Annotated in this window: 20 protein-coding genes; 15 read left to right on the top strand and 5 right to left on the bottom strand. The window is 62.0% G+C overall.

What is annotated here, in order from left to right:
* Positions 1-54: 54 nt before the first annotated feature.
* Positions 55-783, bottom strand: a complete 729-nt coding sequence (locus GNZ13_RS38015) for a DUF899 family protein (RefSeq protein WP_172174605.1) — start codon at positions 781-783, stop codon at positions 55-57.
* 373 nt (positions 784-1,156) lie between these two features.
* On the opposite strand from GNZ13_RS38015, the gene GNZ13_RS38020 reads away from it, so the two are divergent.
* Positions 1,157-2,164, top strand: coding sequence for a LysR substrate-binding domain-containing protein (locus GNZ13_RS38020; RefSeq protein WP_172174608.1), 1,008 nt, complete (start codon positions 1,157-1,159; stop codon positions 2,162-2,164).
* 109 nt (positions 2,165-2,273) lie between these two features.
* A complete protein-coding gene (locus tag GNZ13_RS38025; RefSeq protein ID WP_172174611.1) occupies positions 2,274-3,524 on the top strand; it encodes an MFS transporter in 1,251 nt (416 codons plus the stop codon).
* Between the two features lies 1 nt (position 3,525).
* Here the strand turns inward: GNZ13_RS38025 and GNZ13_RS38030 are convergent, their stop codons facing one another.
* On the bottom strand, positions 3,526-4,131 hold the full coding sequence (locus GNZ13_RS38030) for a peroxidase-related enzyme (protein ID WP_172174614.1): 606 nt from the start codon (positions 4,129-4,131) through the stop codon (positions 3,526-3,528).
* Between the two features lie 154 nt (positions 4,132-4,285).
* Here GNZ13_RS38030 and GNZ13_RS38035 point away from each other — a divergent pair, with 154 nt between their 5' ends.
* From GNZ13_RS38035 to GNZ13_RS38050, 4 genes are all read left to right on the top strand, one after another.
* Positions 4,286-5,239, top strand: a complete 954-nt coding sequence (locus GNZ13_RS38035; RefSeq protein WP_172174617.1) for a LysR family transcriptional regulator — start codon at positions 4,286-4,288, stop codon at positions 5,237-5,239.
* Positions 5,240-5,481: 242 nt separating this feature from the next.
* Positions 5,482-6,501, top strand: a complete 1,020-nt coding sequence (locus tag GNZ13_RS38040) for a VTT domain-containing protein (RefSeq protein WP_172174620.1) — start codon at positions 5,482-5,484, stop codon at positions 6,499-6,501.
* A gap of 127 nt (positions 6,502-6,628) precedes the next feature.
* The gene (locus tag GNZ13_RS38045) at positions 6,629-7,162 is read left to right on the top strand and encodes a MarR family winged helix-turn-helix transcriptional regulator (RefSeq protein ID WP_172174623.1); all 534 of its coding nucleotides are present in this window, start codon (positions 6,629-6,631) and stop codon (positions 7,160-7,162) included.
* Positions 7,159-8,355 (top strand): MFS transporter, encoded by a 1,197-nt coding sequence (locus GNZ13_RS38050; protein WP_172174626.1) that lies wholly within the window; start codon positions 7,159-7,161, stop codon positions 8,353-8,355. Before GNZ13_RS38045 ends, GNZ13_RS38050 begins: the two co-directional genes overlap by 4 nt.
* Before the next feature lie 57 nt (positions 8,356-8,412).
* Here the strand turns inward: GNZ13_RS38050 and speB are convergent, their stop codons facing one another.
* The 3 genes from speB to GNZ13_RS38065 all read right to left on the bottom strand — a co-directional run bounded on the left by speB (position 8,413) and on the right by GNZ13_RS38065 (position 11,646).
* Positions 8,413-9,375 (bottom strand): agmatinase, encoded by a 963-nt coding sequence (gene speB / locus GNZ13_RS38055; protein ID WP_172174629.1) that lies wholly within the window; start codon positions 9,373-9,375, stop codon positions 8,413-8,415.
* Positions 9,376-9,511: 136 nt separating this feature from the next.
* Positions 9,512-11,005 (bottom strand): aldehyde dehydrogenase, encoded by a 1,494-nt coding sequence (locus GNZ13_RS38060; RefSeq protein WP_172174632.1) that lies wholly within the window; start codon positions 11,003-11,005, stop codon positions 9,512-9,514.
* 89 nt (positions 11,006-11,094) lie between these two features.
* The gene (locus tag GNZ13_RS38065; protein ID WP_054042828.1) at positions 11,095-11,646 is read right to left on the bottom strand and encodes a cupin domain-containing protein; all 552 of its coding nucleotides are present in this window, start codon (positions 11,644-11,646) and stop codon (positions 11,095-11,097) included.
* A gap of 435 nt (positions 11,647-12,081) precedes the next feature.
* Here GNZ13_RS38065 and GNZ13_RS38070 point away from each other — a divergent pair, with 435 nt between their 5' ends.
* The 9 genes from GNZ13_RS38070 to GNZ13_RS38110 form a co-directional block, all read left to right on the top strand.
* Positions 12,082-12,285, top strand: a complete 204-nt coding sequence (locus GNZ13_RS38070) for a hypothetical protein (protein WP_035516723.1) — start codon at positions 12,082-12,084, stop codon at positions 12,283-12,285.
* A 307-nt stretch (positions 12,286-12,592) separates the two neighbouring features.
* A complete protein-coding gene (locus GNZ13_RS38075; RefSeq protein WP_172174635.1) occupies positions 12,593-13,387 on the top strand; it encodes a gamma-glutamyl-gamma-aminobutyrate hydrolase family protein in 795 nt (264 codons plus the stop codon).
* A 32-nt stretch (positions 13,388-13,419) separates the two neighbouring features.
* Positions 13,420-14,754 carry a glutamine synthetase family protein gene (locus GNZ13_RS38080; RefSeq protein WP_172174638.1) on the top strand — a complete coding sequence of 445 codons (1,335 nt, stop codon included), beginning with the start codon at positions 13,420-13,422 and terminating at the stop codon, positions 14,752-14,754.
* 61 nt (positions 14,755-14,815) lie between these two features.
* Complete coding sequence (locus GNZ13_RS38085; RefSeq protein WP_172174641.1) at positions 14,816-16,252, top strand: aspartate aminotransferase family protein; 1,437 nt, start codon at positions 14,816-14,818, stop codon at positions 16,250-16,252.
* Between the two features lie 73 nt (positions 16,253-16,325).
* On the top strand, positions 16,326-17,447 hold the full coding sequence (locus GNZ13_RS38090; RefSeq protein WP_172174644.1) for a polyamine ABC transporter substrate-binding protein: 1,122 nt from the start codon (positions 16,326-16,328) through the stop codon (positions 17,445-17,447).
* A 256-nt stretch (positions 17,448-17,703) separates the two neighbouring features.
* Positions 17,704-18,825, top strand: a complete 1,122-nt coding sequence (locus GNZ13_RS38095; RefSeq protein ID WP_154565624.1) for an ABC transporter ATP-binding protein — start codon at positions 17,704-17,706, stop codon at positions 18,823-18,825.
* Positions 18,822-19,796 (top strand): ABC transporter permease subunit, encoded by a 975-nt coding sequence (locus GNZ13_RS38100; RefSeq protein ID WP_172174647.1) that lies wholly within the window; start codon positions 18,822-18,824, stop codon positions 19,794-19,796. Before GNZ13_RS38095 ends, GNZ13_RS38100 begins: the two co-directional genes overlap by 4 nt.
* Positions 19,793-20,704 (top strand): ABC transporter permease subunit, encoded by a 912-nt coding sequence (locus GNZ13_RS38105; RefSeq protein ID WP_172174650.1) that lies wholly within the window; start codon positions 19,793-19,795, stop codon positions 20,702-20,704. The genes GNZ13_RS38100 and GNZ13_RS38105 overlap by 4 nt, the downstream gene beginning before the upstream one ends.
* Before the next feature lie 38 nt (positions 20,705-20,742).
* Positions 20,743-22,270 (top strand): DUF3138 family protein (locus GNZ13_RS38110; RefSeq protein WP_172174653.1); only part of this gene is annotated, 1,528 nt, incomplete at its 3' end.

Here is a 22,270-nt window from a genome sequence, read left to right on the forward strand (position 1 = left end):
AGCACGACACGTGCAAAACCCGCGCTCAAAACACACGTGCATGACACGGCACGACTAACCCGGCACAGCACCATATTCCAGCTTCGGATACCAGTCGCTCGCACGGCCGCCGGGCGTCATGTCGAGCACCGTCCAGATCGGCATCACGTCGGGTGCGCCGCGCGGATCCTGACCTGGGTCCGCTGTCGACGGCCCCATTTCATCGGCCCAGAAGTGCCGCACCGTGCCGCCTGAACGCGTGAATACGTTGAAGGCAGGCTGATCGTCGCCGTCCGGATTTTCGGCGGCATAGTCGCGGTTGAAGGTGTTGCCGCCCGAGGAATACAACCGCAGATGCCGCCAGCCGCGCTCTTTCTTGAATGCCACCAGCTTGTCGATCGGCGAGCGGCCGATCACGGCAAATGCGACGCGCTGCAATATGTCGGGCATCTCACCGTCGTACGCGCTCAGGAGCGAGGTGCACATCGAGCAGGGCCGCGCGCGCTGCGGGCCGAACATCCAGTTGTAGGTGACGAGGGTGTCGTGCGCGCCGAACATTTCCGAAAGCGTTACCGGGCCAGCTTCACCCTCGAAGCGATAGTCCTGCGGTACGACGCCGCCAGGCGGCAGCGCGCGACGCTGTACGGCCACGCGTTCGATATGACGGCGCAACTCGATTTCCTCAGCCAGCAGGTCGTTGCGCGCGCTGCGATATTCAGCGCTCTCGCGCGGAAACCGGCGAGGCGAGTCGGCCAGCAGCCGGGCCGGTTTCAGCGTTTGTGTGGATGGGTCTGCTTCGGTCATCAGCCACCTCCTCTTGCGGTAAAAAGGATAAGGGGCGCGATAGCGGCACGCGTCGCAACCGCAACCGCGAGCACGAGCACGAGCACATTTTCGCCCCTATACAGCCACGACGAACGGCGTGCCGGCAAATCGACAACGCCGGTGAATTTTTTTGCAGCCCGTCGCGACGGCATTCGAACGCCTCCGTTCCGCATGTGGACGAGACGCGGACAAGCCGTTAGCAACGCGTGGCCGAAACATGGACATCCCGTGAACAACCCGCGGACAACGATCGAAACCGCATTGCAAGGTATCCTTTCGCGAAACAGCATGCGCGCGCCGGCGCGCTATTGCACCGTCACGGCGCCCGCCACGCCGACCTTGGGGATGCACCATGCCGCTTCGTCTGCCACCCCTGCCAGCGCTTCGCTTCTTCGAGGCGGCCGGCAGGCATCAGAGTTTCAAGCTCGCCGCCGCGGAACTGAACGTCACGCCGAGCGCGATTAGTCACGGGATCGTTGGCTTGGAGCAGTCGCTCGGCGTCGAACTGTTCGTGCGCGAGCCGCGCGGCATTTCGCTCACGGCAGCGGGCGCCGATTATCTATCGTACGTATCCGAAGCCTTTTCGCTGATCGCGATCGGCACGCAACGCCTGCCGAACCACCGCACGAATCGCCCGATCGCGCTGAGTTGCGCGCCCACGCTAGCCTCGCGTTGGCTGCTACCGCGCCTCGCCGCCTTTCGCTCGCGCTGGCCGAATGCGAACGTTACGGTCGATACATCGCACCGTCAGGTCGGCTTTCCCGTGGACGGTTTCGATTTCGCCATTCGCCTGAGCCGCGCCCCGGTCGCGGGAACCGCCTGGACGCGTCTGTTCGGCGAACGCCTGGTGCCGGTGTGCAGCCCCGCTTACGTAGACACGCTGCGCGACGAGCACGGCAAAGTCGATCTGCGCCACGCGACGCTCATTCACGTGAACTCGGCAAGCGAGGACTGGCAGGCGTGGTTCGACCGGGTCGCGATCGACGGGGTCGCCATCGACCGGGTCGCGATCGACGGGGTCGCCACAGACGGGGTCCCCATCGATGGTATCGACTTGAACGATGGGTTGCGCGTCGACACGATCCAGCTCGCTTTCGAAGCCGCGAGCATGGGCCTCGGCGTCGCGCTCGGCAGGCGGCCGCTGGTGGACCGCGACCTCGCGAGCGGTGCTCTCGTCGAAGCCTCTCCACAAACGATCGCCTCCTCCACGGCTTATTGGCTGGTGAGCGCACAAAACGCGGATAGCGCGGCGCATCGTCCGGAACTGCTCGACTTCAAACAGTGGCTGCTCAGCGAGGCTGAGCCGTTCGCCAATCCATCTGATGGCGACGCCGCGGGATTGCACCGCGCCAGGCACTGAACCAAGCACTCAACCTGAACAGGTGAGCCGCACTCACCTGTCGTCAAAATCTTTTCTTTTGCCGCTTCTGACGCTCGCTGCGACCATGGTGTCGAAGGAGATCAGAACCATGTCCACGACAAGTAACAAACGCCTCGCCTTCCCGTTGAGTCAAACGACGCTCGTGATCATCGCCGGCGCGCTGATTCTGAGCGCCGCAATGGGCATCCGGCAGACCTTCGGCCTCTTCATCGGGCCGTTCTCATTCGACCGCGGCCTGCCCGTCACGCTGATCGCTTTCGCCATCGCGCTGCACAACCTGGTGTGGGGCTTCGCGCAACCATTCGCGGGTGCCGCCGCGGACCGCTATGGTTCGGCGCCGGTAGTCGCGTTCGGCGGGACGACATTCGCAGCGGGCCTGGGCGTCGCGGCGGTCGCACCGTCGGGCCCGATGCTGATCGTCGGCATGGGTCTGCTGGTCGGCATCGGTGTCAGTTGCACGACGTTCGGCGTGGTGTTGCCGGCGGTCGGCCGCATCGCTTCCCCGGAAAAACGCAGCATGGCGATGGGTCTTGTCAGCGCGGGCGGCTCGGCAGGACAGGTGCTACTGATCCCGCTCGTGCAGAGTATCCGGCTCAGCTCGGGCATCGCCGCCTCGCTTTTCGCGCTGGCCTTCCTGATGCTGCTGATCGCGCCGCTCGGCATGGTGCTCGACCGGCGCGCGAGTGTCGGCACGCAGGTCCAGGAGCCACCCGCTGTGCCGCTTCGCAAGGTACTGGCTCAAGCGGTCCGGCATCGCGGCTATCGACTCCTGACACTCGGCTTCTTTACCTGTGGATTTCAACTCGCGTTCATCTCCACCCATCTGCCTGAATATCTCACGCTCTGTCATATGCCTATCGGGCTGGGCGCCACGGCGCTCGCGCTGATCGGCCTGTTCAACATGGCGGGCAGTTGGGGATGCGGCTGGCTCGGCGGCCGGTTCCGGCAGCACCATGTGCTCGGCTGGCTTTATCTGATTCGAAGCGTGACGATCGGCGCCTTCTTTCTGCTGCCGAAGAGCTCCACGTCGGTCGTCATCTTCGCGGCCATGATGGGTCTGACCTGGCTCGGGACCGTCCCACTCACGAGCGGAGTCGTGGCAAAAGTGTTCGGCACACGGCACCTCGGCAGCCTCTTTGGGGTCTGCTTTCTGAGCCACCAGATCGGCTCGTTTCTCGGCGCGTGGCTAGGCGGATTGGTGTTCGATCTGACCGGCTCCTATTCGCTGCTGTGGGAAGCCACGGTCGTCTCCGGACTCATTGCCGCGATGCTGCACTTCCCGATCGACGACAAGGCCGTCAGCACGCCCGCAATTCGCTCCGAGCCGGCGGGTGCATGAACTATTTCCGCGGCGCGTCCGCCGCCGCTTTCGGCACACGCCCCATCAGGTAGAACTCGTCGTTCGGGCGCATTGAAATGACGTTGGCCATCCGGTTCGACAAACCGAAAAATGCCGTGATAGCCGCGATGTCCCACACGTCTTCATCCGAAAAGCCATGCTCGCGCAGCGTCTGGAAATCGGCATCGTCGACCGTGCCGGATTCGCGGCAGACCTTCAGCGCGAAGTCGAGCATCGCCTTCTGGCGCGCCGTGATATCCGCCTTGCGATGATTGACGGCCACCTGATCCGCAAGCAACGGCGCCTTTTCGTAAATGCGCAGAATCGCGCCGTGCGCGACCACACAATACAGGCACTGATTCACCGCGCTCGTGGCGACGACGATCATCTCGCGCTCACCTTTGGTTAAGCCGCCCTCCTTCAGCATCAACGCGTCGTGGTACGCAAAAAACGCGCGGAATTCATCCGGTCGATGCGCCAGTGTCAAGAACACGTTCGGGACAAAACCGGCTTTCTCCTGCACTTCGAGGATGCGGGCGCGGATGTCATCCGGCCATTCGCCCGGCTCGGGCACGGGGTAGCGGCTGATCGGTTGAAGGGTTGCCATGGGGTGTCTCCGTTGTATCTGTATGTGCACGACGATTGTAGCAACCGTGCTGCGGAACACGGCATGCGGTATGCGGATACCCGTAACCCGCCTTCCAGAAGCACACGTAATGCTGTATTTTCAATGGATCAGTTCTCGCAGACCGAGAGGGTCCATGGATCGCCTGGAGGCAATGTCAATTCTGGTGGCCGCGGCGGAAACCGGCAGTTTTTCGGCCGCGAGCCGCAAACTGGGCACGCCGCTGCCCACCGTCAGCCGTAAAGTCGCGGAGCTCGAAGCGCATCTGAACGCGCGACTGCTGGTGCGCTCCACGCGCAAGCTGACCTTGACCGACGCAGGCGCGGCCTACCTCGCCGCCTGCAAGCAGATCCTCGAACAGGTGAGCGAAGCCGAAAGCGCGGCCGCAGGCGAGTACAGCACGCCGCGCGGCGAACTCGTCGTCACGGCGCCGATGGTGTTCGGACGCCTGCATCTGCTGCCCATCATCAACGACTTCCTCGCGACGTTCCCCGAAATCGCCGTGCGTCTGGTGCTTGCTGACCGTACGCTGCATCTGCTCGACGAACATATCGACGTTGCGTTGCGCATCGGCAAACTGCCCGACAGCAGCATGGTCGCGACCCAGGTCGGCACGGTGGGCCGGGTGGTCTGCGCCAGTCCGCGTTACCTCGCGCAAGCCGGCAAGCCGGACACGCCCGCCGATCTCGCCCGCTTCGCTTGCGTGATTGCCGACTCGTTGCCGTCCGGGCCGATCTGGACCTTCGCGCCGCGTGGCGCGAAACAGCAAGCCGTGCCGATCCGTCCGCGCCTGTCCGTCAATACCGTGGAAGCCGCCATCGACGCGGCTATCGCAGGCGTCGGCCTCACGCACGTGCTCTCATACCAGGCCGCGCGGGCCGTCGAAGAAGGCAAGCTGCAACTGGTGCTACGGGACTTCGAACCCGAACCGATACCGGTCAGCCTGATGCACGCGGGACAAGGGCCATTGCCGCTGAAAACGCGCAGCTTCATCGACTTCGCGGTGCCGCGCTTGCGCGCTGCGCTGAGCAGCGACAAGGACAGGCTGCACGGAGGCAGCGCGGCGCGCGTAGCCGTCCCGCCCCCTTGAATCTTTGCAGGCTTTCGGCCCTCCCCGCAGCGCCCTTTCACAAACCTGTGCTTAAATCCGCACTTCGTGCTGCTGCGTTTGTACCGGATGGCTGAACGAGCGGTGCGCTCTCCCACCGTCCGGCAGGAACCGGCCATGCGTGACATGTTCGCAACGCACGTCGGCTGGGCAGGCTGGGCAGGCTGGGTGGACCGGGCGCCGACTGTTTCAAATCCCTTCATAGCATCAAGAGGAGCGTGGTTGTGTGGCATTTTCCGGTTGCTATTCCACCCTCGCTGGGCGTGTGGGCCGTATTCATGAGCGTGCTCGTCACTCAACTCGGCCTGCCAATTCCAGCGGCGCCGATGCTGATCCTCGGCGGAACCATGGCCGCCATGGGACAGACCTCTTACGCCAGCGTCATTGGCGCCGCCGTCTGCGCCACGCTGATTGCAGACTCGCTATGGTTTTTCACGGGACGGACGTACGGCCGGCGGTTGCTGAATCATCTGGTGCGCTTCTCGCTGTCGCTCGACACCACCGTGCGCGTCGCACGCAATACCTATGAACGGTACGGCGCGCCGATTCTCACCGTCGCGAAGTTCCTGCCCGGCCTCGGTCTGATCTCGGCGCCGCTGCTCGGCACCACGCCAATCAACGTCGGCGTGTTTCTGCTGTGGGATTTTGTCGGCGCGGCGCTGTGGGCCAGCGTATGGGTGATCGGTGGCGCGGCGCTTCACGATCAGATCGTGCAGCTCGTTCTGCTCGTGCGCCATAACGGCGGCACGATTTTCGACGCGTTCGCGGCGATTTTCATTGCCGCGCTTCTGTATCGCTGGGTGCGCCGTTGGCAGTTTCGCCGCTGGCTCGCGCATGTACGCATCTCGCCGGAGCAACTCGACGAATTGATGAAATCCAATGAGCCGCCGCTGATCCTCGATGCGCGGCCACGCAGCATACGCGCGAAAGAATCGCACCGGATTGCGGGCGCGCAGTTGCTGGATCTCGATTCGCCGGAGCCGCTGCGTCCCGAGTTGCTGAAGCGGCCGATTGTCGTCTACTGCGTCTGTCCTAACGAAGCGACGGCCAAGCGGATCGTCAATCAGCTGCATCGAAAGAATATCCATCACGTCAAAGCGCTCAAGGGCGGCCTTGACGCGTGGGAAAAACGCGGTTATCCGGTCGAGCCGCTGCCGCCCGACTTCGAGACGGCGATGGCCCATATGCTAGAAGACGAAGTCGACGAGGGCGAGTACACCGTGCGGGCGAGATTGGCGAAATGACGATGGGAACCGCAGGCGCTTGAACCCACGCCTCGAACACCATGGGGCCGCATTAAAAACCGCTTGCGCATCACCCTCAATGTGTGCAACATGCATATATGCATGTTGCACACATTGAGGTGCCCCTATGACGCAGCGCACAGAGAACCTGCTTGGCGTGCTCGCCCTGCTAGTCACGGACGAGATGAACGCGCAGCCTGCCGTGGCAGCGCTCGCGGGCCCCACTGCCCGCGCCATGCTCAACGCGGTCGGTCAATATCCCGATTCATCCATTGAAGTATTGCGCGAGGCGGTCGATCTTTCGCATCCGGCCGCGGTCCGCGCCGTTGCGGGTCTGGTGGAGGCGGGTCTCGTCGAGAAGAAATCCGGCACGGATAAACGTTCCGTCGCGCTCGCCTTGACCGCGTCCGGCAAGCGCGAAGCCAAGCGCCTCCAAACGGCACGCGACCGGATGCTCCAACGCATCGTCGGGCAGCTCGACGAGCGCGAACGCGACGTGCTCGAAAGCCTGCTGATCAAGATCCTGTGGAATGAGACCCGCGATCCAGCGCACGCCATGCAACTATGCCGCCTCTGCGACGACGGTCCCTGCCTGAAAGCCGGCTGCCCGGTCGAATGCCGCGAACAGGGTCTGCCCATGCCCGCGCGGAGCAGCACATGAATGCCGCCGCGCCGGTGCGCTGGCCGGCGATCGCCGCGTTGACCGCGGTCTCGGCGCTCTCGCAGATCGGCCAGTTCGGCATCGGCTTCATGGTGCTGCCCGTGTGGTTGGCTCATCACGGTCTCGACGCACCGCGCGCCGGCCTCTTCTCCGCTTCGCAATGGACCGGCATGCTGGCCGGCCTGTTGCTCGCGCCGTGGCTGGTGGAGCGTATCGGCGCGAAGCGCACGGTATCGCTGGGTCTCGCCGCCACGGTTGTTGCGTTCGCCACGATGAACGCGCTGTGGTGGCCGTTGTGGCTCGTGCCCGGCCTGTTGACCGGGCTCGGCATCGGTTTGCGCTGGATCGCTAATGAAACGTGGCTCTACCGGCTCGTGCCGCCTGAGTCGAGCGGACGTGTGGTGGGCGTGCACGAAGCGCTGATTGCCACCGCAGGCGTAATTGGCCCGGCATTGGCGGTGTGGTGCGCAGTCGACGGACGCATCACGTTCGCAGCCGGCGCGGCCTTCACGTTTGCGGCGGCCCTTCCACTGTGGCTGACCGCGTCGGACGATCGGCGCACTGCTGTTAAAGCAGCACGGCCTGCGCCAAAAACCCGTGCTCAAAAAAGCGCCCCGATCGGCCCATTGGTCAGCCTCGGCATGGTGGTCGTCGCGGCAGGCGGCATCGGCGATGGCGCGCTCTACGGCCTTTTCCCGCTCTTTGCCGACGCCCACGGCCTCAGCACCACACAGACGGCCACACTACTCACGCTATTCGGTATCGGCGGCATGGCGCTGCAATTTCCGGTCGGCTGGTTCGCCGATCGCGCGGGCCTGGCCGCCACGGTGATCGTCTGCGCCGCGCTCAGCACGCTGGCCATCTGCGGTTTCGCGCTTGCCGCGCCCGCCTCATGGCTCGCTGACGCGAGCGCGTTGCTGCTCGGCGGCATGAACAGCGCGTACATCACACTCGGCATGGTCGCGGCGGCATGCAGCGACAAGGCCGCGCTCACGCGCAACATGCGGCTCGTGTCGCTCACCTTCACTGCAAGTTCGATTGTGGGGCCGCTCATCGCCGGTTTCGCCATGAAAGCGCGCGGCAGCGATATGCTGATGTGGCAACTGGCGATCATGAGCGGCGCGCTCGTTGCCTACACGCTCGGCTTACGCGAAGGCCGGCGTCAACCCGATCGATCGTCGTCGATGGGCTGAGCCTGGACCTAGCCGGCTGTGTTTCAAGCCGGTTATGTTTTTAGCCGATTGAAGCGCCTAGCGTTCAGCCACTTTCCTCTGCCGCCAAAGACACAACAGATCGCACGCAATATGCGCGGCGGCAATCGCCGTGATCTCGCTCTGGTCATAAGCGGGCGCCACTTCCACCACATCCGCGCCCACCAGATTCAACGCACCGAGCCCACGCACTATGGCCAGCCCCTGTGCCGACGACAAACCGCCCGCCACCGGCGTACCCGTGCCTGGCGCGAACGCCGGATCGAGACAGTCGATATCGAAGGTCAGATACGCGGGCCGCTCGCCGACAATCGACGTGATCCGCTCTACCGCCGCCCGCGTGCCGTGTTCGTGGACCCATGCGGCGTCGAGGATATTGATCCCCATGAAATCATCGTTCCACGTGCGAATGCCGACCTGAACCGAGGTCTTCGGATCGATCAACCCGTCTTTCACCGCCTTGTAAAACATCGAGCCGTGATTCAGGCTGTCCGGGCTGTCGTCGGCCCAGGTATCGCAGTGGGCGTCGAAATGGATCAGCGAGAGCGGCTTGCCATACTTCTCCGCATGCGCAATCAGCAGCGGATACGTAATGTAGTGATCGCCGCCGAGCGTCAGCATCTTCGCATCCGAGCGCAGGATCGTGCGTGCATGGTCGACGATCGACTCCTTGATCGTCATGGGATTGTGCGCGTCGAACCAGCAGTCGCCGTAGTCCGTCACTGCGAGATCGTCGAACGGATTGAAGCCCCACGGATAGGGATGCAACTCCGACAACTGCACGCTCGCCGCGCGCACCGCCGCGGGGCCAAGACGCGCGCCTGAGCGGAACGTGGTGGCCAGATCGAGCGGCACGCCGGAAACCACGACGTCGACACCGTCGAGTTCGCGAGTGTATTTGCGGCGCATGAACGACAACACACCCGCATAGGTGTTTTCGATCGACGAGCCATAGAGCGACGAACGACGGATCGCGCCGTCGCCATAAACGAGTTCAGTCATGGATGACCTGATACCTGATAAACATGCCGGAGCCGCACGCGGGGCTTCCAGGTGATGCGTGCGACGTCCGGCCTCGGATTCATTGGGAACGCAGCGGCGCCTATGAGGCACGCCGCCGCGCTGGCTTGCGAATCCTTTAGCGCAGCCGAACGAGCGTGGACTTCAGCTCGGTGTACTTCTCCAACGCGTGCAACGACTTGTCGCGGCCGTTGCCCGATTGCTTGTAGCCGCCGAACGGGAAGTTCATGTCCCCGCCTTCGTCGTAGCAATTGACCCAAACCGTACCGGCACGCAGCTTGCGCGACACTTCGTGCGCGGTGGTCAGGTTCGAGGTCCACACGGCAGCGGCAAGACCGTATTCGCTATCGTTAGCGATCTTGATCGCTTCTTCAACCGTGTCGAACGTAATCACCGACAACACCGGCCCAAAGATTTCCTCGCGCGCAACCTTCGCGCCGGAAGCCGGGATCTCGAAGATGGTCGGTTCGATATAGAAGCCGCCGGTCTCCTGCTTGACGCGCGACCCACCCAGCAGCAGCTTCGCTTCGGCGCGGCCCGCTTCGATATAACCGAGCACGCGTTCGAGTTGCACGTTATCGACGATCGCGCCCATCGAGGTTTGCGGATCGAGCGGGTTGCCCGGCGTGTAGCTGCGTGCGGCGGCGATCAGCTTGTCGAGGAACACGTCCTTGATGTCGCGATGCACGAGCAGGCGCGAACCGGCGGTGCACATTTCGCCCATGTTGTAGAAGATCGCGCCGGCCGCCGCATTGGCTGCACGGTCGAGGTCGGGGCAATCGGGCATCACGATGTTCGGCGACTTGCCGCCGAGTTCGAGCCAGACGCGCTTCAGGTTCGACTGGCCGGCGTATTGCATGATCAGCTTGCCGACGTTGGTCGAGCCGGTGAAGGCGAGGCAGTCCACGTCCTGATGCAGCGCCAGCAGTTTGCCCGGTTCGCCCGCGCCCGGCACCACGTTGAACACACCGGCGGGGATGCCCGCGTCCAGCGCGAGCTGCGCGAGCCGAATCGCGGTGAGCGGCGACTTCTCCGAAGGCTTGAGCACGACGCTGTTACCCGCGGCGAGCGCCGGGCCGAACTTCCACGACGCCATCAGGATCGGGAAATTCCACGGCACCACCGCGGCGACCACGCCGATCGGCTCGCGCGTCACGAGGCCCACCAGATGATGATCGGCCGGCGCGACTTCGCCGCCGACCTTGTCGATCGCTTCAGCGAACCACTCGACGCAATAGGCCGCGCCAGGCACATCCACCGAGGTGGTGTCGGCGATCGGCTTGCCTGCGTCCAGCGTTTCCAGTAGCGCGAGTTCGTCCATGTGCTCGCGGATCGACGCAGCCCAGCGCAGGAGAATCGCCTTGCGCTTGCGTGGATTGAGGCCGGACCACACGCCGGAATCGAACGCGCGGCGTGCGGCTGCCACGGCGGCGTCGACATCCGCCGCGCCGCTGTCGGCAACCTTGACGAGCAACTTGCCGTCGATCGGGCTCAGGCAGTCGAAGGTGCGGCCGCCTGCGGCGTCACGGTACTCGCCGTCGATAAACGCACGGCCTTCGATCGAAAGCGTAGCGGCTTTGTCTTGCCAGAAAGCGAGAGATTTCTTGTCCATCAGGATGCCTCAATGTTATGCGCTCGACGCACGCCGGCATCGACTTCAGGCGGCTTGGAACTGCGTCGCGGCGCGTTGGCGCGGAGTCTTTAGAACGTGGGCGGCGAATTGGCCGACACGATCTCGCAGAGATGCTCCGCGCTGGGATTGCGAAAACGATGCGGTAGACGGCTTTCGAAGTAGTAGCTGTCCCCTGGGTCGAGCAGCCACGTGACGCCGTCCACCGTCAGTTCGATCTGACCGCTGACTACCACCCCACCCTCGTGCCCCTCGTGCTCCAGCATTTCCGGCCCCGTATCCGACAGAGGCTGATAGACCTCGCGCAGAATGCCCATGTTGCGGTCTTTCACACTGGAGCCCGCGAGATAGAACTCGATCGACTCATTGCCGAGATTCGGCATGTCGGCGCGGCGCGACACGACCGAGCGTTCCACCTCGACTTCAAAGGTGAAGAACTCGGCGAGACTCATCGGTATGCATTCGAGCAGTTTCTTCAGTGACCCAACTGACGGACTCACCCGGTTCTGTTCAATCAACGAGATCGTGCCGTTGGTCACCCCCGCCCGTTTGGCCAGTTCACGCTGGGACAGGCCATTCTTCTTACGGATGTACTGCAGGCGGGTCGCTACTTCTATGGACATCGCTAGGTTCTCTGACATGGGAAACGATCTGGGCGCGTGGGCTCGGGCAACCTGTGCCCGCGAGTGTTGAATATTCTAATCACTTTAATCGTTGCGCCGCTGGGGAAAACCCTGAAAGGATTCCGAAATATGACGTGCGCAACGAATGTTCCCACGGGCAGGGATTCTAGCGACACCCCCGGGAAAGCCCTGATAAATCTTTTATAAAAATGATTTGACGGCATTATTGGCTCGTATACGATGGTTCTCAGGCGATCGTCATGCCGACGTCACGAAACACGAAAGTGTGTTTTTGATGCAGCGAACCCAGTTCGCATCGGTCAGAGTCGATCAACCCAGCGTGATGTTTCTTTAAACGCCCTGTGCGTTTTTCGAGCAAGCGTTCAATACTTTCAACGCCGCTAGTCGAGTGTAATCGTGAGAGTCCGAGGCCCTTTGGTGAGATGGAATCGAAGTCAGGCGAGTTGTCCTCGCGCTGACGGCGCCATCGCCGACGGCAGCAACGGCAGCCTTGCGTTCCGCCGCTTTCTGTCCGTCTTCACGATCCTGTCCCGCCGTTCAGTTCGACGTCACAACTCCATCTCCGCGCGCGCCTTCATTGCCGTGCGCACGGACGAAGTCGCCTCGCTGCTGCCGTAGCGCCTCCCCCCGTTTTTTGCCGTTCGATTTGTCCGTTTGCGTGAGCGCGCGCTCTCTTGAGTCATGCGTTCGTGTATGTGCGGCGCCGTCTGCCGCCTACGCACTTCATGCGGATCAGATCAGTTGCGCACCGCAGCGGATCGAATCGAACGGCCACCCTGACTATCACGCGCGGCGCGTTCCGTTGACGACGACCGCCAGCACTACCCGGTGGCCTGACGCCCTGCGTCCGGTTGCGGAATTGTGCCGCGCTGTGTTTAACGTTGTTCATGCCGCGTCCCGCGGAGAACACACACGTCTACCTGTTATGCGAAACAAACCCCTGGTCGGCATCAGCGCCGACAGAACGATGATGGGAGTCCACCCATCGCACGTCACCGGCGAAAAGTACATCGCCGCGATCGTGGACGGCTCGCAGGCGCTGGCCATGTTGTTGCCGGCGCTCGGCGAGCGTCAGTCCACCGAGGACGTGCTGGACGCCGTCGACGGCTTAATGTTTACCGGCAGCTATTCGAATGTCGAGCCGCACCGCTACGGTGGTCATCCCAGCGCGCCGGGCACGCTGCACGACGCCGCACGCGATGCGACGACGCTGCCGCTTCTACGCGCGGCGATCGCCGCAGGCGTGCCGGTGCTGGCGGTATGCCGGGGCTTCCAGGAAATGAACGTGGTGTTCGGCGGGACGTTGCATCAAAGCGTTCACGCGGTGGCCGGCTTGAACGACCATCGCGAGAACAAGGAAGACGACCTCGACGTGCAGTACGCACCGTCGCATTCGATCACGCTGACGCAGGGCGGCTTGTTGCAGCGCCTCGCGGGCGGCACGAATGAAGCGCGTGTGAATTCATTGCACGGTCAGGGCGTCGAGCGGTTGGGCGTGGGTCTGGTGGCTGAAGCCACCGCGCCGGACGGATTGATCGAAGCGGTGAGTGTGAAAGATGCGCGTGCCTTCGCGCTGGGTGTGCAGTGGCACCCGGAATGGAAGCATGCCAGCGACGCGCTTTCCACCGCGATCTTTCGTGCCTTCGGCGACGCCTGCCGCGATCGAATGCGCACCAAGGCCGGCTATGGCGCGGCATCCGCCGCCGCCACGCATGCCTGAGCCGGTCGCGCACCAAAACTGAGAGAATAACCATGCATGAAATCGACGACTTCCTGAAGCAGAACCGCGTCACCGAAATCGAAGCGATCATTCCGGATATGGCCGGGATCGCACGCGGCAAGATCATTCCGCGCAGCAAATTCGAATCCGGCGAGTCCATGCGCTTGCCGCAGGCGGTGATGATCCAGACCGTCACAGGGGACTATCCGGAAGACGGCACGCTCACCGGCGTCACCGACCCGGACATGGTATGCGTTCCTGACGCCAGCACCATCCGCATGATTCCGTGGGCCGTCGATCCGACCGCCCAGGTCATTCACGATTGCGTTCACTTCGACGGCACGCCCGTCGCGATCTCGCCGCGCCGTGTGCTGCGCCGCGTACTCGAACTCTACAAGGCCAAGGGGTGGAAGCCGGTTATCGCGCCCGAGCTCGAGTTCTACCTGGTCGACATGAACAAGGACCCCGATCTGCCGCTGCAACCGCCTATCGGTCGTACGGGCCGTCCCGAGACCGGACGTCAGGCATATTCGATCGAAGCGGTCAACGAATTCGATCCGCTGTTCGAAGACATCTATGAATACTGCGAAGTGCAGGAACTGGAAGTCGACACGCTGATTCACGAAGTCGGCGCCGCGCAGATGGAAATCAACTTCATGCACGGCGATCCGCTGAAGCTCGCCGACAGCGTGTTCCTGTTCAAGCGCACGGTGCGTGAAGCCGCGCTGCGTCACAAGATGTACGCGACCTTCATGGCCAAGCCGATGGAAGGCGAACCGGGCTCGGCGATGCACATGCACCAGAGCCTCGTGGACGAAGAAACCGGCCAGAACCTGTTCACCGGTCCGGACGGCAAGCCAACGTCAATGTTCACCGGCTATATCGCGGGCCTGCAGAAATACACGCCGGCGCTGATGCCAATCTTCGCGCCGTACATCAACTCGTATCGCCGCCTGTCGCGTTTCATGGCTGCGCCGATCAATGTGGCATGGGGTTACGACAACCGCACGGTGGGTTTCCGGATTCCGCATTCGGGGCCGGCTGCGCGCCGTATCGAGAACCGCATCCCGGGCGTGGACTGCAATCCGTATCTGGCGATCGCAGCAACGCTGGCTGCCGGGTATCTTGGCATGACGCAAAATCTGGAGCCGACCGAGCCGCTGCTCAGCGACGGTTACGAACTGCCCTACCAGTTGCCGCGCAATCTGGAAGAGGGGCTGACGCTGATGGGCGCGTGCGAACCGATGGCCGAGATTCTCGGCGAGAAATTCGTCAAAGCCTACCTGGCACTGAAAGAAACCGAATATGAAGCATTTTTCCGCGTGATCAGCTCGTGGGAACGCCGGCATTTGCTGCTGCACGTTTAAGACCGGATTCAGGGTCTTGATTCATGACGTCGCCCGCAAACGCGAAAAAATTGGAGGCAGTATGAGCTACAGAACAGAAGAAGTCGCTTACGTGCAACCGGCACAACCCAGCGCCACCGCACAAGCCACGCAACAACGCGGCACCGCCGAATACCGCGCGCTCGACGCGGCACACCACATCCATCCGTTCTCGGACATGGGTTCGCTCAATCGCGCCGGTAGCCGCGTGATCGTCAAAGCCCAAGGCGTGTATCTGTGGGATTCGGAAGGCAACAAGATCATCGACGGCATGGCCGGTTTGTGGTGCGTGAACGTCGGTTATGGCCGCAAGGAACTGGCTGACGCCGCGTACCGGCAGATGCAGGAACTGCCTTTCTACAACACCTTCTTCAAGACGACGCACCCGCCGGTGATCGAACTGTCGGCCTTGCTCGCGGAGCTGGCGCCGGAACCGTTCAATCACTTCTTCTATTGCAACAGCGGTTCGGAAGGCAACGACACCGTGCTGCGCATCGTCCATCAATACTGGGCGACGCAAGGCAAGCATTCGAAGAAGTTCGTCATCTCGCGCAAGAACGGCTATCACGGTTCGACGATCGCCGGCGGCACGCTGGGCGGCATGGGCTACATGCATGACCAGATGCCCTCGAAGGTCGAGAACATCGTTCATATCGACCAGCCGTATTTCTTCGGTGAAGCAGAAGGTAATCTGACGCCGGAAGAATTCGCGCTGGCCCGTGCGCAACAACTCGAAGCGAAGATCCTCGAAATCGGCGCGGACAATGTCGCCGCGTTTATCGGTGAGCCTTTCCAGGGCGCGGGCGGCGTGATCTTCCCGGCCTCGACCTACTGGCCGGAAATCCAGCGCATTTGCCGCAAGTACGACATCCTGCTGGTCGCCGACGAAGTGATCGGCGGCTTCGGCCGGACCGGCGAATGGTTCGCGCATCAGCACTTCGGTTTCGAGCCCGATCTGATCACGCTGGCCAAGGGCCTGACGAGCGGCTATGTGCCGATGGGCGCGGTCGGCCTGCATGATCGGGTGGCCAAGGCAATCATCGAGCACGGCGACTTCAATCACGGCCTCACCTACTCCGGCCACCCGGTGGCCGCGGCGGTGGCGCTCGCCAATCTGAAGCTGCTGCGCGACGAGAAGATCGTCGAACGCGTCAAGACCGACACGGGTCCGTACTTCCAGAAGAAGTTACGCGACACCTTCGCCAATCACCCGATCATCGGTGAAATATCCGGCGCGGGTCTGGTGGCCGGCCTGCAACTCGCGGAAGACCCGAAAGCTCGCAAGCGCTTCGCCAATGGCGGTGACGTCGGCACGATCTGCCGTGACTTCTGCTTCAACGGCAACCTGATCATGCGCGCCACCGGCGACCGGATGCTGCTCTCGCCGCCGCTCGTGATCAACAAGCTGGAAATCGACGAAATCGTTTCGAAGGCCAAGAAAGCCATCGACGCGACTGCACAACAACTTGGAATTTCGTAACGGCAGTTCGTTCCGGCATGGGCACACCCACGATACATGCTCATGCCGGTTCTTCACATCAAGGGAAAAAACCATGAGCGTTTGTCATCTTCGTCATGCGGTCGCGGGGGCCGCGCTTCTCGCCTTCACGGGTTTTGCGGCGTTGTCGGTTACGCCGGCCCTTGCGGCCGACACGGAACTGAATGTCTACAACTGGTCGGACTACATCGCGAAGGACACGATTCCGAACTTCGAGAAGCAGAGCAGCATCCACGTCAAGTACGACAACTACGATAGCGACGATACGTTGCAGGCCAAACTGCTCGCGGGCAGCTCCGGTTACGATATCGTGGTCCCGACGTCGAACTACATGGCCAAGCAGATTCAGGCCGGCGTGTATCAGAAGCTCGACAAGTCGAAGCTGCCGAACCTCACGAACCTCGACCCTGTGCTGATGAAGATGATCTCGGACGCCGATCCGGGCAACCAGTACGGGGTGCCTTGGGCCTACGGCACCGACGGTATCGGCTACAACGTGCAGGCCGTGCAGAAGGCACTCGGTGCGAATGCGCCGGTCGATAGCTGGGCACTCGTGTTCGACCCGGCCAATTTGTCGAAGCTGAAAGGCTGCGGCGTGTCGTTCCTCGATCAGGCTGTCGACGTGTTCGCCGCCACGCTGCAATACATGCATAAGGATCCGAACAGCACGAACCCCGCCGATTATCAGGCCGCCTTTGAAGTGCTGAAGAAAGTCCGCCCGTATATCACCCAATTCAATTCTTCCGGCTACATCAACGACCTCGCCAACAACGACGTGTGCGTCGCGGTTGCATGGTCAGGCGACGTAGGCATCGCCAGCCGCCGGACCGCTGAAGCCAAGCGTTCGTATCAGGTGAAATTCTCGAACGTCAAGGAAGGCGGTCTGCTGTGGTTCGACGTGATGGTGATTCCGAAAGACGCACCGCATCCGGAAGCCGCGCTGAAGTGGATCAATTACATCGAAGACCCGAAAGTCAACGCTGCGATCACAAATGAAGTGTTCTACCCGACCGCGAACAAGGCCGCGCGCCAGTTCGTCACGCCGGGCGTCGCACAGGATACGACCGTTTATCCGGGCGACGAAGTGTTGAGCAAGATGACGCTCATGAAGCCGATGCCCACCGACATTCTGCGCCTTGAAAACCGTCTTTGGGCGCAGCTTAAAACCGGCCATTGATTAAGCCAAACTAAAAAGAATCGATTCCGCGCTCAGGGATCGCTCGAACCCTGAGCGCATGAATAGCAGTAACGGTAGTCAGCCTGCGCGTTTTCAGGATCCCATCTGCCCGCGCGCAGTCCCATGTTTTCCGATCGCAGCGCATCTTGCGAGCCGCTCCCAGCGGCTCGTATGGAGACACTTGCGCTCGCGATCCGCAAGGAATGGTTACATCATGAACTCGACGACATTAAATAGCGTAGCCGGCGCCACCCAGATGGCCCGCCCCGCCCCGACGACAAAATCGAAATCGGACGAATTCGTTCGCATCGAAAATGTCGTGAAGAAATTCGGCGACAGCACCGCTGTCGACAACGTCAATCTGAGCATTGCGAAGAACGAACTGTTCGCACTGCTCGGCAGCTCCGGCTGCGGTAAATCCACGCTGCTGCGCATGCTCGCAGGGCTCGAGTCGGTCACCTCCGGGCGCATTTTCGTCGACGGCGAAGATCTCGCCGCGATGCCGCCGTACAAGCGGCCGGTCAACATGATGTTCCAGTCGTATGCGCTGTTCCCGCACATGAGCGTGGAAGCGAATATCGCCTTCGGCCTCAAGCAGGAAGGCACGCCGAAGAACGAGATCAAGGAACGTGTTGCCGACGCGCTCCATCTCGTGCAGATGAGCAAATACGCGCAACGCAAGCCGCATCAGTTGTCCGGTGGACAGCAGCAGCGTGTGGCGCTGGCCCGCTCGCTCGTCAAGCGCCCCAAGCTGCTGCTGCTCGACGAACCGATGTCGGCGCTCGATAAAAAGATCCGCCAGAAGACCCAGCTCGAGCTTGTGAACATCATCGAGAAAGTTGACGTGACCTGCGTGATGGTCACCCACGATCAGGAAGAAGCCATGACGATGGCCGGGCGCCTCGCTGTTATGAGCGAAGGCCGCATCGTGCAGATCGGCTCGCCCAGCCAGGTGTACGAGTTTCCGAATAGCCGCTTCTCGGCGGAGTTCATCGGCTCGACCAACCTGTTCGAAGGCACCGTGGTCGCGGACGAACCGGACCATATCTTCGTCGAAAGCGAAGACCTCGAATCGCGCATCTACGTGAGCCACGGCATTACCGGCCCGCTCGGCATGCCGGTGGGCATCTCGGTGCGCCCGGAACGCGTGAAGGTCTCGCTCGACAAACCCTCCACGCCGCACAACTGGGCGCGCGGCGTGGTCTCGGACGTCGCGTACATGGGCAGCTATTCGCTGTATCACGTGCGCCTGCCAAGCGGCAAGACGGTCGTATCGAATCTCTCCAGCTCGCACCTGATGAGCGAAGGTGCCCCTTCCTATAACGACGACGTGTTCGTCTACTGGTCGCCGGCTAGCGGCGTGGTGCTGACGCAATGAGCAATCCCACTACCTCCTCCCCCGCGGCGCTCGGCGCGCCGTCCGGCAGCCGATTGCTCGGCTCGCTGAAAAAACGCCTCTCGGTACTGGTGCCGTCGGGCCGCACGACCGTAATCGGCGTGCCGTTCCTATGGCTCTTCGTGTTCTTCGCGTTGCCGTTCGTGCTGGTGCTGAAAATCAGCTTCGCCGATCTGCGCCTTGGCATTCCGCCGTACACGGATCTCGTGACGGTCAAGGACGGCATGGTGCACTTCGCGATGCAACTCAGTCACTACGCGTTCCTGCTGCAAGACGATCTGTACGTCGCGACGTATATCAGCTCGCTGAAGATGGCCGGGGTCTCGACCTTCTTCTGCCTGCTGATCGGCTATCCGATTGCGTACTATATCGCCCGCTCGGAGCCCACCAAGCGCAACCTGCTGATGATGGGCGTGATGCTGCCGTTCTGGACGTCGTTCCTGATTCGCGTCTACGCGTGGATCGGCATTCTGAAGGACGACGGCCTGCTCAATCACACGCTGATGGCAATCGGCATGATTCATTCGCCGTTGCGCCTCTACCACACAGATATTGGCGTCTATATCGGCATGGTTTATTCGTACTTGCCGTTCATGGTGATGCCGCTGTATGCCCACCTGGTGAAGATGGATCTGACACTGCTCGAAGCGGCCTACGACCTCGGTTGCAAACCGTGGACGGCGTTCACGCGTATCACCTTGCCGCTGTCGAAGAACGGCATTATCGCCGGCAGTCTGCTGGTGTTCATTCCGGCGGTGGGCGAGTACGTGATTCCTGAACTGCTTGGCGGCGCCGACACGCTGATGATCGGCCGCGTGATGTGGGATGAATTCTTCAACGATATGGACTGGCCGATGGCATCCGCTGTCACCGTCGCGATGGTTCTACTGCTGCTCGTGCCGATGGCCGTGTTCCAGTACTACCAGGTCAAGGAACTGGAAGGTGCGAAATGATCAAGCCTAATAGAACGCTTTCCAATAGCGTGCTGACGTTCGGATTTCTGTTTCTGTATATCCCGATCATCAGCCTGGTGGTGTATTCGTTCAACGAGTCGAAGCTCGTCACGGTCTGGTCCGGCTTCTCGCTCAAGTGGTATGGCGCGCTGCTGCAAGACGGCGAACTGCTCAGTGCAGCGTGGTTGTCACTGAAGATCGGTCTGTTGACCGCATGCGCATCCGTCGTGATCGGTACATGGGCAGGCTTTGTGCTCGCCCGCTTCGGACGCTTTCGCGGCTTCACGCTGTTCGCCGGCATGGTCAACGCGCCGCTCGTGATTCCTGAAGTGATTCAGGGCATCTCGCTGCTGTTGCTGTTCGTCGCGCTCGAACAGATGCTCGGCTGGCCGAAGGGCCGTGGTCTCTTCACGATCTGGATCGGTCACGTGATGCTGTGCGTCTCGTACGTGGCGATCATCGTGCAATCGCGGGTGAAGGAGCTCAATAAGTCGCTCGAAGAGGCCGCGCTCGATCTCGGCGCCACGCCTCTCAAGGTGTTCTTCCTGATCACGCTGCCGCTGATCTCGCAGGCACTGATGTCCGGCTGGCTGCTGTCGTTCACGCTGTCTTTCGACGACCTCGTGCTATCCGCGTTCCTGTCGGGTCCGGGCTCCACCACGCTGCCGCTCGTCGTGTTCTCGCGTGTGCGTCTCGGTTTGAATCCGGAAATGAATGCGCTCGCCACTATCTTCATCACCACGGTGACGATCGGTGTGATCGCCGTCAACCGCTGGATGCAGGTGCGTGAACGCAAGCGTAACCGCGATATGCAAATGGCTTTCGCACTCGCCGAAGCCGCCGACCCCTTGCCATTAGCACCACAACAAGCCGCCGTACGGAAATCGCTCGATACGGCAAGCGCATAAGAAGTCCTTTTGCAATACGACCAATAAGGAGAATTTGCATGAGAAAGAAGCTCATCTGTCTGTTGGTGGCGGGGAGTTTGCCAGGCTTTGCCATGGCAGATGCCACCAGCGACCAGATCAAGGCGCTCCAGGCCCAGCTCAACGCGCTGCAAAAGGAGGTGAAGCAGTTGCGCTCGGAAGTCGCCAGCAAGCCTAAAGCGGCGGCTGCGGCGACGGCGGCCCCTGCCCCGGCAGTGGTTGCCGCGCCGGTCGACATTTCCTCGCCGGATTACGGCAAGGCGCAAGCGACGCTGACCAACGATCAGGTCGATTCGATGAAGCAGCAGATCGCCAATCAGCAGTTGAAGGTCGATTCGTTGGTGGACGCGGCGAACACGGGGCCGATCGCGGGCCTGTCGGTGACGGGCTATATCGATCCGACCTACATCTATAACCGCGCGCAAAGCAGTTCGTCGTTCCTGTTCGCGAACCACGAAAGCAGCTACAACTACTTCAACAGCACGTTCGGCGATCTCTACCTCGACATCAAGAAGACCTTCGGTGTCGGCCCGATGGCGCCGTCGGCCGAAATCACCCTGATGCCGAACCGCGGCAACGGTATTACGCTGCTGACGAACGAGCATGGCAGCATCGGCAACAACATCCTGAACACGGCGGTCGTCAATGTGCCGATCACGGCGACCACGACGTTCGTGGCCGGTTTGATTCCGAGCTTCGGCGGCTACGAAGTGCAGCAGTCGAACCAGATGCTCACGCTCACGCACAACCTGCTGTATGACTTCTCGGATCCGGGCAGCTACATCGGGGCCGGTGCGAACTACACGTCGGGCAACTGGGCGTGGAAGTTCTTCCTCGGCAACGAGCAGTACCGCACGTACGGCGCGACGACGCAGATCGGCACCAACGCGCTGGGCGATCCGATCACGACCAGCAACAAGATCCCGACGTTCACCGCGCGTACCGACTACACGTGGTCGAGCGCACTGGATATCGGCGGTTCGTTCAATATCGGGCGTCAGACGCTGGCTAGCGCAATCAATCCGGCCACCGGCACGGTCTCTTACGGCGTAGGCGGCAACTCGCCTAGCGCAGGCGGTACGTTCTTCTTCGGCGAAGCCGACCTGACCTACACCCTCGCCGACGTGCAGTACAACGCCGAACTCGACTACGGCCAGCAGCAGAACGGCGCGTTCAACGGTGGCCAGGCGCAGTGGTACGGCCTCTCGCTGCTCGCGCACCGCAAGTTCAGTCTGCCGATGGTGGGCCGTATGGGCGCGACGGTGCGTTATGACGTGCTCGTCGACAGCAAGAACGGTGGCGGCGGCGGCGGCATCGCGCTGAACGCGAACGGCATGGACACGGCTGACGGCTTCGGCATCGGCGCGGACTGCCTCGCCAATTCGAAGGCGAACGGTGGCCTCGGCTTCGAGTGCAAGGGCGCCACCCGTCAGGACGTTTCGCTCGACCTGTTGTTCTACCCGACCCAGCAGATCACGGTCAAGGTGGAATACCGTCACGACTGGGCGAACAAGCAGGTGTTCCTGAAGAACGACGGTTCGTACGGCA

Source organism: Paraburkholderia elongata (assembly GCF_013177735.1).
GTDB lineage: Bacteria > Pseudomonadota > Gammaproteobacteria > Burkholderiales > Burkholderiaceae > Paraburkholderia > Paraburkholderia elongata.